This window comes from Phyllobacterium sp. P5_D12, assembly GCF_054049495.1.
In genome coordinates this window covers 1-605 of sequence record NZ_JBFUMG010001145.1, presented here as the reverse complement: position 1 = coordinate 605, position 605 = coordinate 1, and the positions used below count along the sequence as shown (strand labels likewise).

The following is a 605-nucleotide window of genomic DNA, read 5'->3' as shown; positions in this document are numbered from 1 at the left end:
TCGGGCGCCCAGCAGACAGAGGTGTTTCGCGGGGCATTCAAGGCCGTGCACCGAGGTGAAATAGAAGCGGCTATCGCTTGCGGTATGTCGCGCGCGCTGCGGTTCAGGCGAATTATCGCACCATTGACGCTACGCCATGCGCTGCCCGGAATGGGAAATGTCTGGCAGGTCGTTTTGAAGGAATCGGCTCTCGTTTCGATTACGGGCGTGGCTGAATTGCTGCGGCAGGCTCAGGTGGGGGCTGGATCGACTGGAATGCCTTTCAACTTCTATGTCGTTGCCGGTGCGATTTATCTGATGATCTCGACCTTCTCCGGTGCGCTGCTGCAATGGTCCGAGCGCTACTTCTCACGYGGCGTCAGGAGGAACTGATGGATTGGACATTTACGCTTGAAACGTTCATCAGCCTGGTTGCGGCTATTCCACTGACGCTGCAACTCGCTGCCACGTCGATCCTGCTCGGCGCATTTCTCGCCCTCGGTCTGGCGTTGCTTCGGCTTTCCGGGGTTCGAGTTCTGGACTGGTTTGCCCGGTTCTACGTGTTCGTGTTTCGCGGCACGCCACTGCTGGTGCAAATATTCCTCATCTATTACGGGCTCAGCCAG

At 57.8% G+C, this 605-nt stretch carries 2 protein-coding genes; both read left to right on the top strand.

Annotated elements, in window-relative coordinates; translation table 11 throughout:
* Positions 1-372, top strand: a 372-nt coding sequence (locus tag ACXJ5O_RS29190; protein WP_457302947.1) for an ABC transporter permease subunit, incomplete at its 5' end; no start/stop codon positions are given.
* The coding region (locus tag ACXJ5O_RS29185; RefSeq protein WP_457302946.1) for an ABC transporter permease subunit at positions 372-605 on the top strand (234 nt) is incomplete at its 3' end. The genes ACXJ5O_RS29190 and ACXJ5O_RS29185, both read left to right, overlap by 1 nt.